The sequence below is a fragment of the Corynebacterium macginleyi genome (genome assembly GCF_003688935.1).
Classification (GTDB): domain Bacteria; phylum Actinomycetota; class Actinomycetes; order Mycobacteriales; family Mycobacteriaceae; genus Corynebacterium; species Corynebacterium macginleyi.
In genome coordinates this window covers 1-13,387 of record NZ_REGE01000006.1, presented here as the reverse complement: position 1 = coordinate 13,387, position 13,387 = coordinate 1, and the positions used below count along the sequence as shown (strand labels likewise).

Annotated in this window: 10 protein-coding genes; 4 read left to right on the top strand and 6 right to left on the bottom strand. The window is 59.1% G+C overall.

The window, feature by feature from the left end; all coding sequences use genetic code 11:
* Window positions 1-3: 3 nt before the first annotated feature.
* Complete coding sequence (locus D9V82_RS05685; protein WP_121911463.1) at window positions 4-1,014, bottom strand: ABC transporter ATP-binding protein; 1,011 nt, start codon at window positions 1,012-1,014, stop codon at window positions 4-6.
* 30 nt (window positions 1,015-1,044) lie between these two features.
* A complete protein-coding gene (locus D9V82_RS05680; protein WP_121911462.1) occupies window positions 1,045-1,539 on the bottom strand; it encodes an NUDIX domain-containing protein in 495 nt (164 codons plus the stop codon).
* A gap of 70 nt (window positions 1,540-1,609) precedes the next feature.
* Between D9V82_RS05680 and D9V82_RS05675 the strand changes: the two genes are divergently transcribed.
* Genes D9V82_RS05675 through D9V82_RS05665 form a run of 3 tightly spaced genes read left to right on the top strand, consistent with a single transcriptional unit; the run spans window position 1,610 to window position 6,749 of the window.
* A complete protein-coding gene (locus D9V82_RS05675; protein ID WP_121911461.1) occupies window positions 1,610-3,055 on the top strand; it encodes an MCP four helix bundle domain-containing protein in 1,446 nt (481 codons plus the stop codon).
* Entirely contained in the window at window positions 3,055-4,062 is a 1,008-nt protein-coding gene (locus tag D9V82_RS05670; RefSeq protein ID WP_121911460.1) for a glutamate ABC transporter substrate-binding protein, read from the top strand. The genes D9V82_RS05675 and D9V82_RS05670 overlap by 1 nt, the downstream gene beginning before the upstream one ends.
* On the top strand, window positions 4,059-6,749 hold the full coding sequence (locus tag D9V82_RS05665; protein WP_121911459.1) for a serine/threonine protein kinase: 2,691 nt from the start codon (window positions 4,059-4,061) through the stop codon (window positions 6,747-6,749). The genes D9V82_RS05670 and D9V82_RS05665 overlap by 4 nt, the downstream gene beginning before the upstream one ends.
* Before the next feature lie 3 nt (window positions 6,750-6,752).
* Here D9V82_RS05665 and D9V82_RS05660 read toward each other — a convergent pair whose 3' ends face one another.
* Window positions 6,753-7,976 carry an acetate kinase gene (locus D9V82_RS05660; RefSeq protein ID WP_121911458.1) on the bottom strand — a complete coding sequence of 408 codons (1,224 nt, stop codon included), beginning with the start codon at window positions 7,974-7,976 and terminating at the stop codon, window positions 6,753-6,755.
* The gene (pta, locus tag D9V82_RS05655; RefSeq protein WP_121911457.1) at window positions 7,977-9,344 is read right to left on the bottom strand and encodes a phosphate acetyltransferase; all 1,368 of its coding nucleotides are present in this window, start codon (window positions 9,342-9,344) and stop codon (window positions 7,977-7,979) included. It lies immediately after the preceding gene.
* 228 nt (window positions 9,345-9,572) lie between these two features.
* Here pta and D9V82_RS05650 point away from each other — a divergent pair, with 228 nt between their 5' ends.
* A complete protein-coding gene (locus tag D9V82_RS05650; RefSeq protein ID WP_121911456.1) occupies window positions 9,573-10,934 on the top strand; it encodes an FAD-dependent oxidoreductase in 1,362 nt (453 codons plus the stop codon).
* Between the two features lie 31 nt (window positions 10,935-10,965).
* On the opposite strand, the gene purT is transcribed toward D9V82_RS05650, so the two are convergent.
* Complete coding sequence (purT, locus tag D9V82_RS05645) at window positions 10,966-12,318, bottom strand: formate-dependent phosphoribosylglycinamide formyltransferase (RefSeq protein WP_121911455.1); 1,353 nt, start codon at window positions 12,316-12,318, stop codon at window positions 10,966-10,968.
* A gap of 166 nt (window positions 12,319-12,484) precedes the next feature.
* Complete coding sequence (locus D9V82_RS05640) at window positions 12,485-13,222, bottom strand: class F sortase (protein WP_121911454.1); 738 nt, start codon at window positions 13,220-13,222, stop codon at window positions 12,485-12,487.
* Between the last annotated feature and the right edge of the window lie 165 nt (window positions 13,223-13,387).

The following is a 13,387-nucleotide window of genomic DNA, read 5'->3' as shown; positions in this document are numbered from 1 at the left end:
AGATTAAACCTCCTGCTCGTTGGGGCGGGCGGACCCACCGGAGTGGCCGGCTTCGTTGGACTTACCGGACTGGCCAGACTGATGCGCACGTTCGCCTGGCGCACCTGCGTGATACTGCACGGCATCGCCGGTGAGATCCATAAAAGCATCTTCCAGCGAGGCCTTTTTCAGGGTGAGCTCATGCAGCGGCACCCCGGTGGAATAGGCCAGCTCGCCCACGAACTCGGTGGTCTGGTTGATAACCTCTAGCCGCGGGCGGCCCTCCTCATCCGTGGATTCGGTAAAGGAAACGCCCTCCTTCTTCAAGGCCTGCCCGAATTCCGGGAGGTGGTTAGAGCGCACATACACCGAGGACTGCGAGTGACCGCGGACGAATTCATGGGTGGGCTGATCTGCGACCATTTTCCCCTTGCCAATCACCACGAGGTGGTCCGCCGTCTGGGCCATCTCGGACAAAAGGTGGGAAGAAATCAAAATGGTGCGGCCTTCTGCGGCCAGCGCACGCACGAGCTGGCGCACCCAGCGGATGCCCTCTGGATCCAGGCCATTGACCGGCTCATCCAAGATAAGAATGCCGGGATCACCCAATAGAGCACCAGCAAGGCCCAAGCGCTGGCCCATACCGAGAGAAAAGCCGCCGGCTTTCTTACCGGCGACATCGGAAAGCCCCACCAGCTCCAGCACCTCATCGACGCGGGAGGCGGGAATGCCATTGGCCGCCGCCATCCACCTCAGGTGATTTGCGGCCGTGCGGTTGGGGTGCACCGCCTTTGCATCCAAAAGCGCACCCACCTCGCGCAGCGGGTGTACCAAGTCGCGGTAGGGTTTGCCGTTAACGCGGATCTGGCCCGCCGTTGGGGTGTCTAGCCCCACAATCATCCGCATAGTGGTGGATTTGCCGGCACCATTGGGCCCCAAAAAGCCGGTAACTAAACCGGGCTTTACCTGAAAGGTAAGGTCCTCAACAGCGCGGACAGACCCATAATCCTTAGTCAGTCCTTCTATTTCAATCATGAGCACTACAGTGCCATATTTTTGGATACTTTACCGGTACAGTTTTTCCACGCGCTTCCGCAGGGCGGGAAAAGCGTGGCGGAAGGGCGCGATGAGCGGCAGGGTCTCCACCTCATCCAGGCCGACCCAACGCAGCTCATGCGATTCCTCATTCGCGGCGGTAGCCAAGCGCAGGCCGCTGCGGGTGCGCGCAAGTACGGTGGTATAGGTCCAATCCCCCGGCAAATCTCCCGCCGGGGGATAGGGTCCGGCCGTCACCTGGGTGTCGAGCACCTCGACATCTGCAGGCGCGATGGCACATTCCTCGTGTGTTTCTCGCAGCGCAGCCTGGGTAGGACTTTCCCGTAAATCCCGCGCCCCGCCGGGAATCCCCCAGGTATTGCCGTTATTGGTCCACGCCGCGCGATGTTGCAACAGCACCTCACCCCCGGCAACGAGGAAAAGGCCGGCGGCACCGTACTTTCCCCATACGCGAATGCCACTGGGGCCCGCCGCCCAGCCGTCTCCACTGCGAGGGTTATACATATGTGCCATCCTAGCCACACACGCGGGGAAATGGTGGCGCCCAGCACACTAGGGACGTTATTCTGGATAAATGACTGAGCAGGCAGTGCGGGTAGAGGCGAAGCGCCATGAGGACGCTCACCCTAGCGATCACTGGCTCGATGAGGTTACCGCCCCCTCTCGCCCGGCCCTAAGCGGGCTGACCCACCGCGCCATGGAATGGTTTGCGGGCCCGGCACGCCTGCTGCGGCATTTTTATTATTTCGCTTCTACCACCCCAGGCAAGCTGTTTACCGTCACCCTGATCCTCACGGTGGCATTGGGAGCTGCCGGCTTATCTATGTCCCAGTCTTCCGCCGCCCGCCATTCTGACCTCGACGAGCTACTCAATACCACCGAACCGATGTCTAATGCGGCCCACCACCTCTACAGTTCCCTATCGGTGGCTGATACCATCGCCACCACCGGGTTCGTGCAGGCCGGCGTGGAATCAGAAAGCAACCGCGAGCGCTATAACGATGCGATTGATGCCGCCTCCATCGCCGCGACCGAATCCGTCTTAGGCACCACGCCTGAGGATGCCCGCGTGCGCGATCTCGTTACCTTCATCCAGCGCCAGCTGCCGATTTATACGGCAATGATTGAGAAGGCGCGCTCGAATCACCGCGTAGGCAATGCCGTGGCTAACTCCTATATGTCCAATGCCTCGTCACTCATGCGCGAGCATATCTTGCCGGCAGCCTCTGAGCTATTCCAGCTAACTACCGCGAAGGTCAACCAGGAGCAACAAAAGCTCACCTCGCCGCAGTGGGTGCCGCTATCTGGCCTTGTGGCGGCGGTTTTTTTCCTCATCGTGGCGCAATGGTGGTTGTGGCGCCAGACCCGCCGCCGGTTTAACCGCGGCTTTTTAACCGCAACGGTGCTGCTATTCTTCGCCATTTTTTGGGGCGCGCTTTCTAACTTTGTTACCTGGTCCACCGGCCACCAGGGCTTTGAAACGGCCTCGCGCCCGTGGGATTCGCTGACGGCCTCGCGGATTGAGGCACAGCAGGCGCGTACCTCGGAAACCCTCGCGCTGGTGCTGCGCTCCTCTGAAGAAGATACGCTCAAGAGCTTTTCCGGATCCGTGGAGTCCATCGAAAAGGCGCTGGGGGATTATGAGAGCGCGCTGCATGATGATGACGTGGAGGTCAATGAACCCGAGCTCATCCTAAGCACCCGCGCCGCCACCGAAAAGTGGCAAGAATCGCACGAAAAGCTCATGGATGCCTTGAGCGAAGGCGACTACGACGAGGCAATCTATCAAGCCACGGTCACAGATCCGGAGGATGGCGAGACTACTGCTGCGCAGTCCTTTAATGAGCTTGATAGCGAGCTTTCAGATCTCATAGGCCAGGCCCGCATAGCCATGCGCACCTACTTAGAGCGCGGTTTAATCGCCATGACCGCGGTCTCCTCCGCAGTCTTCCTGCTCACCCTGTGCGCTATCTTCGCGGTGTGGCTGGGCATCCGCCCCCGACTCCAGGAGTACCTCTAATGCGCTACCGAGCACAGCTTATCGCCATCGTCTCCGCGTGCAGTGTCCTCGCGTTAGCCAGCTGCGATATTCGCTCCGGTCCGCCGCTGGAATCACCTGAACAGCAACCCTTGGACGCTAGCCCCGGCCCGCCGCTGCCGGAGGGCTCCACGGTAGAAGAGGCCGGTAGCACTGCGCCAAAGAAGGAAGACGATACTAAGCTTCAGGGCACCTACCGGCCGGATGATAAAACGGCGGAGGAGCGGGTACCGGATATAGTCAAGCGCGGGCGCCTTATTGTGGGTGTAGACCGTTCCAATAACCTGCTGAGCTACCGCGATGCAGCTTCCGGCGATGTCCGCGGTTTCGAGGTCGATATCGCGCACGAAATTGCCCGCGATATCTTCGGCGATCCCCATAAGGTAGATTTCCGCTTCGTGGAATCCTCCGACCGCACCGCCGCGCTGGATAATGGCACCGTCGATATCATCGTGCGCACCATGACCATTAGTCCCCAACGGGAAAAAGAAGTGGCGTTTTCCATCCCCTATATGACCACGCAGACCCGCATGCTGGTGCTCACCAACTCCGGAATGAATTCCATCGCGGACGCGGATGGAGCAAGGCTGTGCGGAGTGCGCGGTTCCACCGCGCTGGATACCATCCGCGAGCGCGCGCCTAAATCCGATATCCTTATCACCCGCTCCTGGGGCGATTGCCTCATGTCACTGCAGCTCAACCAGGCCGATGGCGTCGTTGTTGATGATGCCCTGCTCTCCGGCATGGTGGCGCAGGATTCCTATACCTCCATTGTGGGCGAGCCGTTGAAGACCGAAAACTACGGCGTAGCCGCGCGCCTTCCTAGTAAAGATCATGACACCCGTCCGCTGCTGCGCCAGGTCAATGCCACCTTGGAGCGCATCCGCCGCGACGGGACGTGGTCTGAGATCTTTGATAAGTGGCTAGGTGCTTACCTGGATGAGCCCACCCTGCCGTCAGGTACATACATCGAGGAAGATGAGTCATGAAACATAACCCGAATTTCAGCGAAGACGAGCTCGAGTACCTAGAGCCTGAGAACCTCGATACCCAGCGGCAATTCCGACAGCCCACCCAGGCTTCTTACCGCGACCCTGAACCGGATACCTCCGCTACAGGCTCCGACTCCCCCGCCGCTGCCTTCCCAGGCACGGCGGCCACTGACGGGCCCACAGCCGGGCACACCATGGCAGGCCACAACAAAGCAAGCCAAGGCTCGCGCAACGGCAAGAACGCCGATGAGAACACCACTGCCGGCGGAAGCGGCGGCAATGACAGCGATACGGGCGAGGTGGGCACGGCGGCCGTGACCTATGACCCGTTCCACAGTGAACCCATTGAGCACCGTGAGGATCCGGGGACTTCTGCGGTGGCCTTTGATCCCTTCGCCGATGAGGATGATGACGATGATGATGGATCCATCGACCCGGATCACCTCTCCAGCTTGCTCGCAGACCTAGAACATATCCGCGCCCAGCGCGAGAGCGAACGCGATGAGAAAACGGCCCGGGAAAAGTCTTCGGAGCGTTCGCGCCGGCAGGCAATCGATATCTTCCGCGAGCGCCGCGGCACGCAGCGCACCGAGCGGCCGGTTGCTGATGGCATGGTGCGCCTGCCGTTTATTACACCGGCCGATCCGACCGCCGCCCTTATTGATCCCACAGAGAAAATCACAGGCAAAAAGGTCCAGCCGCCGCAGCTAAAACCGGGCGATATGGTCGCGGAGCAATACGAAATCCTCGGCGTCATCGCCCACGGCGGCATGGGCTGTATCTACCTGGCCAATGACCACTATGTCTCCGGTCGGGTGGTGGTTCTCAAGGGCATGCAGGCCCAAAAATCCGCCGATGAGACGGCCGCTGCGGAGGCGGAGCGTGAATTTCTGGCAGACATTACCCACCCGGGTATAGTCAAGATTTTTAACTTCATTGATGATGACCGCGTACCGGGTGGATTCATAGTCATGGAGTATGTGGGCGGGCCATCGCTAAGAAGCAGGCGCACTAAGCAGCCCAACAAGCTGCTGCCTGTGGACATCGCCATTGGCTATATCCTGGAAATCCTGCCGGCGCTGGAATACCTGCATTCACGCGGCGTGGTCTATAACGACCTAAAGCCGGATAACATCATCGTCACCGAGGACCAGGTCAAGCTCATTGACCTAGGAGCGGTCTCCGGCATTGGGGCATATGGGTTTATTTATGGTACCCCCGGGTTCCAGGCCCCGGAGGTTGTTTCTAAGGGGCCGTCCATCGCCAGCGATATCTATACCATCGGCCGTACCCTGGCCTCGCTGTGCCTCAAGCTGCCTAGCGAGGACGGCGTTTATCTCCCCGGTATCCCCAATCCCTCCAAAGAACCGGAGCTGCGCCGCTTCCTCTCCCTCTACCGCCTGCTGTTGCGCGCCACCCACCGTGACCCGCAGCGCCGGTTTAGCTCCATCAAGGAGCTGCGCACCCAGCTCTACGGCGTGCTGCGCGAGGTGCTTGCCATTCGCGATGGCCGCCAATACCCCTCCCAGCACTCGCTTTTCTCGCCGCAGCGTACCACCTTTGGCACCAAGCACCTGGTCTTCCGTACAGATCAGCTTATTGATGGCATCAACCGCACCATCCAAATCACCGCCCCCGAGGTGGTCGCCGCTTTGCCGACTCCCCTGGTTGACCGCGACGACGTAGGCGCGAGCCTGCTGCAAGGTACCTCGTATGCTGAGCCGCAGGAGGCCTTAGAAACCCTGCGCCAGGCCATGCGTACCCCAGAATATGAGCATTCCGCCGAGATTCCCCTCGGCGTGGTGCGGTCCATGATCGACCTGGGCTATACCGACGAGGCTCGCCAATGGTTAAGTTCCATCGAGGACCGGCTGGGCCAAGACTGGCGCTTTCAGTGGTACGCCGGAATTACAGAACTCTTGCACGATGATTACATCGATGCCCAGGAATACTTCGCCACCGTCCTCGATTTCTTGCCCGGCGAGGCTGCCCCGAAGCTCGCCATCGCGGCGATTAATGAGCTGATCCTGCAGCAGATTGATAAAAGCGAAACATCGCTTATTGATACCACCATTGCCCGCGCCTGCTCCAACCTCCACACCAGCCTTGCGGAACTCCCCTCTTCTACTTTTCAGGGCCAGCCCGAAATCTGGTCTCACGTCACCCAAGACCCGAGTGCGCTGCGGTTTAATTCCATGCGGCTATACGGCATTGTCTGGGCCACTAACCCGACGACCGTGTCCTCCGCCTTTGGCCTGGCCCGCCAATTGCGCGCAGAGGGGCAGGTGGAGCTGTCCGTAGCTACCTTGGACAAGGTGCCTAATGCCTCGCGCCACTTCCGCATGGCGCTGCTCACCACCGTACTGCAGCTCATCGTGCACGATTTATCAGAGTCGCGCATTCGCCGCGCTGCCCGACGCCTCGAAGAAGTCCCCACCAACGAGCCGCGCTTCCTCCAAATCAAGGTCGCCGTCATCTCCGCGGGTCTCAACTTCCTGCGCAACGCCGATCTCGCGCGGGCATCTTCGCCCAACGATCTCTTCGAATACGCCTTTACCCAGCGCGGCCTGCGCACCGGCCTTGCTGAGACCCTGCGGGCAGTTGCCCGCCAAGCCCCATTTAGCCGCCACCGCTATGCGCTGGTGGACCTGGCCAACCAGGTCCGCCCCATCACCACTTTTTAGCGCCTAGTTAAACCGGCCGTCCTCGCGCGCCTGGGCGGCGAGGTGAGCAGACTTCTGTGCAATGGCCAGTTCCTCATTGGTAGGAACGACTAAGACCTTGACCGGGGAATCATCGGTGGAGATTATCCGCGGTTCATCGGAGCGGATAAGGTTGCGCTCTTTATCAATGTCGATGCCGTACATATCCAGGTTGTCCAGCGCGTCCTGGCGCACGTCGGTGTCGTTCTCGCCCACACCGGCGGTGAAGGTAATAGCATCCACGCGGCCCAGGGCAATCATGTAGGAGCCGATGAAGCGGCGCAACTGGTGGATGTAAATGTTATACGCCAGCAATGCGTCCTGATCGCCATTGTCGATGTGCTCGCGCAGCGTACGGAAGTCATTAACGCCCGCGATGCCCTTGACGCCGGATTGCTTATTGAGCAGTTTATCTACCTCGTCAATGCTCATGCCCGCCTGGCGCACGAGGTGGAAAATGATGCCCGGATCGATATCACCGGTACGCGTGCCCATAGCGAGACCGGCCAGCGAAGTAAGTCCCATGGAGGTATCGATGGCACGGCCATTGCGGATCGCCGCGGCAGAGGCACCATTGCCCAAGTGCAGCGTGATCTGGTGTGTCTCCTCCGGATCACGGCCGAGAAGCTTCGGCACCTGCTGGGAAACGAACTCGTGGGAGGTTCCGTGGAAACCGTAGCGGCGAATATCGTGTTTTTTAGCGACTTCACTATTGATGGCATAGAGCGCCGCCGCCGATGGCAGCGTATTAAAGAATGCAGTGTCGAACACCGCCACGTGCGGAATATCGGGCAACATCTTACGCGCTACGCGGATGCCATCCAGATTGGCTGGGTTGTGCAGCGGGGCCAGCGGGATGAGATCCTCGATCTGTGATTCAATCGAATCTTCGATGAGCTGCGGCTCCGAAAAGACGTGGCCACCGTGCACCACGCGGTGTCCCACGGCAATGATATCGACGTCTTTCGGCCCCACCTGATGGTCATCCATCAAGTCAAAGGAGCGCTTCAGGCCAAAGGAGTGATCAGGAATTTCTAGTTCTTCCCTAAATTTTTCCCCGCCGACCTTGATGGTAATAGCACCATTGGGCTCGCCGACTTGTTCCACGAGGCCAGATACGAGTGGAGCATCCGTGGCACTAACGGTTGGGTCCACCAGCTGAAACTTGATGGACGAGGAGCCTGAGTTGAGGACAAGTAGGTATGACATTTATTTCTCTCCAGCCTGAATAGCGGTAATGGCGACGGTATTGATGATGTCCGGAACGGTAGCGCCGCGGGATAAATCGTTGACCGGCTTGTTTAGGCCCTGCAGGATGGGGCCCACGGCCAAGGCGCCACCGGTGCGCTGCGCGGTCTTATAACCAATATTGCCGGCATCCAGATCAGGGAAGACAAAGACATTGGCCTGACCTGCGACATCAGAATCCGGCATCTTCTTTGCGGCAACGCCGGGATCGCATGCAGCGTCAAATTGCAGCGGCCCATCCACCTTCACCGAGGAGTCGAGCTTCTTGGCTGCCGCGACGGCCTCGATGGCGCGCTCAACATCCGGGCCGCTGCCGGAATCTCCAGTGGAGTAGGACAGCATGGCCACGCGTGGGTCGATACCAAATTGGGATGCGGTCTGCGCGGAGACAACAGCAATTTCACCGAGCTGTTCCGCGGTCGGGTTCGGGTTGACGGCGCAGTCGCCGAAGGCCCAGAGGCGCCCGCGCATGACCATCAGGAAGATGGAGGACACCACCGAGGCATTCGGCTTGGTCTTGATGATCTGGAACGACGGCTTAATGGTGTGCGCGGTGGTGTGGGCAGCGCCGGAGACCATGCCGTCAGCCAGCCCCTTGTGGACCATCATGGTGGCAAAGTAGGAGATGTCCTGCATGGTCTCGCGGGCCTGCTCCAGGGTTACACCCTTCTTCTTGCGCAGTTCCGCGAAATCGGCGGCGAACTCCTCAGCAAGCGGCGATTCCAAGTGGTCAATAATCTCGGCGCCCGAAATATCAAGCCCTAGCTCAGTGGCACGGGCCTGGATATCGGATTCTTTGCCCAAGATGGTGAGCCGGGCAACCTCATCGCGCAAAAGAGCATCGGCAGCTTTCAGGATGCGGTCATCATCGCCCTCTGGCAAGACGATGTGGGATCCGGTGGTGCGGGCCTGTTCGATGAGCTGTTTTTGGAAAAGATCCGCGGACATAACGGGCGCGGTCTCCTCTGCGGTCTTAAGCGCACCAGGCACGGATTCCAGGTCGGTGAAAACGCCTGCCACGGTGGCGCCGAGCGACTCGGCCTTGCGCTGTGCCAGCTCCGTAGCGCGCTCTGGCGCGCCAGAAATGATGACCAGCGGCAGGCCCAGGGCAGCGGCGACCTCAGCATCGAAGGAAACCTCGCCGGTACCCTGGATAACCAGCGCACGTGCAGCGGTGGCGGGTGCCTTGGCTAACACATCCGCCACCGTGGGTTCACAATCTTCTAAACGCAGCAGTTCAGCGTCAAGGCTAGACGCCAAGGAGGGAATATCGAGACCATCGAAACCTCGGCCGATGGCGCTTAACACTGTGGACTGGGATGCAGACATGCAGATTACCTTTCCTTTTCCGTCACGGAAACACTGAGTACACGCGCCGTAACACCATGCCTTACATCACAGCTATCAGCACGTGGTGACTTCTCCACTGTACGTGAACAAGCCGCTTTTCCGCGCCTTGGCACCCTCCCAAACTGGGGTGTTGTGAGCACCGTGACAATTAAAACAGTGTCACCGCGTAGAATATGAGAAAACCCAAAGAAAGGACACCCTAAACAGATGACTAGCCCCTTGCGTGTCGCCGTGGTCGGATCCGGACCGGCCGGTATCTACGCCTCTGACCTCCTCGTAAAATCCGACGTGGACGTCCAGATCGATCTCTTTGAAAAGATGCCCGCGCCCTTTGGCTTGATTCGCTACGGCGTCGCCCCAGATCACCCGCGCATCAAGGGCATCGTTCGCTCACTGCACAACATCATGGAGAAGGAGGAAATCCGCTTCCTGGGCAATATCGAAGTGGGCAAGGACATCACCGTTACGGAGATGCGCGATTACTATGACGCCATCGTCTTTGCTACCGGTGCCACCGCCGATAAGGCAATGGGTATCCCCGGTGAGGACCTCGAGGGCAACTACGGGGCCGGTGAATTCGTGGGCTTTTATGACGGCAACCCCAACTTCGAGCGCGACTGGGACCTCTCCGCGGAATCCGTCGCCGTCGTGGGTGTGGGCAATGTTTCGCTCGACGTGTCCCGCATCCTGGCCAAAACTGCTGATGAGCTGCTGGTCACGGAGATTCCGGACAACGTTTACGCCTCGCTGAAGAAAAACCGCGCCAAGGAGATCCACGTCTTTGGCCGCCGCGGGCCGGCGCAGGCCAAGTACACGCCGAAGGAGTTGAAGGAGCTCGATGAATCACCCACCATCGAGGTCATTGTCAACCCAGAAGATATCCAGTATGACGAGGCTTCCCAAGAGGCCCGCCGCGCCGCCAAGTCCACTGACCTGGTGTGCCAGACTCTGGAGTCCTACGCTATGCGCGAGCCTGGCGATGCCCCGCACAAGCTCTACATCCACTTCTTCGAGTCCCCCGTCGAAGTGATTGGTGATGCCGGCCATGTCACCGCCATTAAAACCGAGCGCACCCAGCTCAACGGCGATGGCTCCGTAAGCGGTACCGGCACGTTCACCGAGTGGCCTGTGCAGGCGGTCTACCGCGCAGTGGGATATTACCCACAGTCCGTCGATGGCATCCCCTTCAATGAAACCACCGCTACCATGCCCAATGATGGCGGCCACGTGCTGGCTAACGTCGATGGTGAAAAACTGCCCGGCCTCTATACCACCGGCTGGATCAAGCGCGGTCCGGTGGGCTTGATTGGCAATACTAAATCTGATGCCAAGGACACCACCGATATGCTTCTTAAGGATTACAAGGCAGGCGTGCTCGAGTCCGCCACGAAACGCAATACGCAGGATATTATCGATCTGCTTGAGTCTCGCGATATTGCCCTAACCACCTGGGAAGGCTGGCACCGCTTGGATGCCGCCGAGCGCGCCAATGGTGAGCCACACCAGCGCGAGCGGATCAAGATTGTGGAGTGGGACGAGATGGTCAAGCACGCCGGCCCACAGCGTTAACTTGAGCGTTAACTTACGCTATGCCACGGTATTAGTCGGTAGCATCCACCCCTGAGTTCAGTGTGGGGTCAAGTTCGACCCCACCTTCATATTCAACGACTTGGATATCGGGCATATTCTTCGGCTGCGGATCGATACCGCGCGAACCTCCATGCGCGAGCAGCCCAGGAGTAGAGCTCACGGCGACCTTATGCGCCGCCAATGCGGCGCGGTCGCGGGCTTCTTCTACCGTTTCCGCCGTCGTGGTCACAAGCCCCATCCGCCGACCCTTATAGGCATCGGGCTTGCCAAAAAGCTTCACGTCCGTCTCGGCGTAGTGGAGGGCGGAGGCGATGCCGGTAAAGGCGACTTCAGTAAGCGGCTCCTTCGCATGCACAAAGACGCTTGCGCCCGGGGTTATTAACGTGGCATCGATGGGATAGCCCAAAATGGCGCGGGCATGCAGATCGAACTGCGAAAAGCGTTGCGTATAACTGGTAAGCATCGCCGTATCCGAAGGCCGCGGGGAGACCGAAGAAAAGTACACATCATCTCCGGCGACGAAAAGCTCCACACCGTATACGCCGCGCCCACCCAGCTCGTTGGAGATACGCGCCGCAACAGACCGGGCGTTCTCCAGCGCAATTTCGCTCATGCCGGTGGGCTGCCACTCCTCAATCAAATCGCCATTCTCGTGGCGGTGACCAATCGGTTCGCTGAACCACGTGGCCAATTTGCCCGTGGCCGGATCAATGGACCGGATGGCTAAAAGGGTGACCTCAAGATCGAAGTCCACGAAGCGCTCAGCGACCACGCGCTGCGAATCTGAGGACACGCGGCGCACGGTATCCCACGCCTGGCGCACATCTTCCACATCCCGCGCCAGCATATGCCCCTTGCCTGAGGTGGAGACGTCCGGTTTCACGATGCACGGAAACCCCAACTCGGTCGCTGCTTCTTCCAGCTCCTCCACCGAGGAAGCAAACCGATACGCTGAGGTCGGTAGCCCAATATTTTCAGCGACCGCACGGACCCGCTCCCGGTCTTGTGTCAGTGCGCAGGCACGAGCCGTGGGCACGACAACAGCGTCACTGTAGTGCTCTACCTGCTCAAGGGCTTCCACCGCGACGACTTCAACCTCCGGCACCACGTAGTGCGGCTGAATTTGCCGCACCAATTCTGAGACCTGCGTGGAGTCTGTAATATCTGCGATATAGCTAAAGTGCGCCACTTGGTGCGCCGGCGCCCCCTGGTATCGATCCACCGCGTGTATTTCAAGGCCCAGCGACTGGAAAGACATAGCCAGCTGCTTTCCCAACTCGCCCGCGCCAAGTAGCAGTACCTTTGTGGCATTGCCCGTCAGCGGCGTGCCAATATGACCAGCGATGGTGGCTGGAATATCCATGACTTTGCTCCTTTTGATTCCGCTCCACGCAGCAGATACTCCACCAAATTATGTCATAGATACCCGGCCCAAATCAGAATGCACATGCGTGAAATGCACAAACACAAACGCCCGGCCAAGGAAATTAATCCTCGAACCGGGCGCTCCGTGCTTCTAATACACGACCCTAAACCTGGGGTGCTTCCGGCGGAGCCGGAGGAACGACAGGCTCTGCCACGGTAATGATATTGTCCTCATACCCCAGCGCACCGCCGATAAACTTGCCACCGCAGGTGATAAGGACCAAGCGATTCGGACCATCGGTGTCATTGACCACATCCGGGAAATCCGAACCCTTAGCCAAACGATACGGCTTTTCCGTCACGCGGAACAAACGCTCCTGCCCATCAATAACCACAGTAAATTCCTGGTTGAGCTGCAGCCGGGTAAATTTCTCCGCGTAACCAGTTCCCTGGCCCTGGTAATTCACATGCCCGGTAATCACGCTAGATCCGACATTGCCACCATCACCAGGCACAGCCGAAGCCGAATACCAACCCAGACGAGTGACATCATGTGGCGGCAACAGCACGCCCTGGTCAGTCACCTGAACCGGATCCACGGCAGCATATTGACCATCAATACCCAGGGACATCGCCCCGAAACCAGGGAATTGCCCCGGGGCCGCTTCGAATTCATGCTCCTGCGCGCCAGAATCATCAACGTACGCATCACCCTTAACGTCCGGGCCTTCACCCACAGACGTATCTGCGCTCGATCCATCACTACCGTCTTTATCGCCCCCTCCAATAGTAAGGCCGACAACCACCAGGGTTAGCAACAGAACTACCGCCGCTATCAGCGCGATAAAACCAAACTTCTTACCCCGGGTTGGGGATTCCTCGCGACCCGTATCCTCAGACATTACCCAATCTCCTCAATTACTCTTCTCAATAGCTCATAAAATGGGTTACCCCCTTCAGAGTGTACAGAGACACCCTGAAGGGGGACATGGTGTGCCCAGGCCCTATGGCCTGTTACCTAACCAGTGCACTCACACTACTTAATGTAGTACTGCATACCTGGTTCA

Coding starts and splice junctions, on each gene's coding strand:
- pta (WP_121911457.1), bottom strand. CDS start 9,344: ATGTCTGCATCCCAGTCCACAGTGTTAAGCGCCATCGGCCGAGGTTTC.
- D9V82_RS05670 (WP_121911460.1), top strand. CDS start 3,055: ATGCGCTACCGAGCACAGCTTATCGCCATCGTCTCCGCGTGCAGTGTC.
- purT (WP_121911455.1), bottom strand. CDS start 12,318: ATGGATATTCCAGCCACCATCGCTGGTCATATTGGCACGCCGCTGACG.
- D9V82_RS05665 (WP_121911459.1), top strand. CDS start 4,059: ATGAAACATAACCCGAATTTCAGCGAAGACGAGCTCGAGTACCTAGAG.
- D9V82_RS05650 (WP_121911456.1), top strand. CDS start 9,573: ATGACTAGCCCCTTGCGTGTCGCCGTGGTCGGATCCGGACCGGCCGGT.
- D9V82_RS05640 (WP_121911454.1), bottom strand. CDS start 13,222: ATGTCTGAGGATACGGGTCGCGAGGAATCCCCAACCCGGGGTAAGAAG.
- D9V82_RS05675 (WP_121911461.1), top strand. CDS start 1,610: ATGACTGAGCAGGCAGTGCGGGTAGAGGCGAAGCGCCATGAGGACGCT.
- D9V82_RS05685 (WP_121911463.1), bottom strand. CDS start 1,014: ATGATTGAAATAGAAGGACTGACTAAGGATTATGGGTCTGTCCGCGCT.
- D9V82_RS05680 (WP_121911462.1), bottom strand. CDS start 1,539: ATGTATAACCCTCGCAGTGGAGACGGCTGGGCGGCGGGCCCCAGTGGC.
- D9V82_RS05660 (WP_121911458.1), bottom strand. CDS start 7,976: ATGTCATACCTACTTGTCCTCAACTCAGGCTCCTCGTCCATCAAGTTT.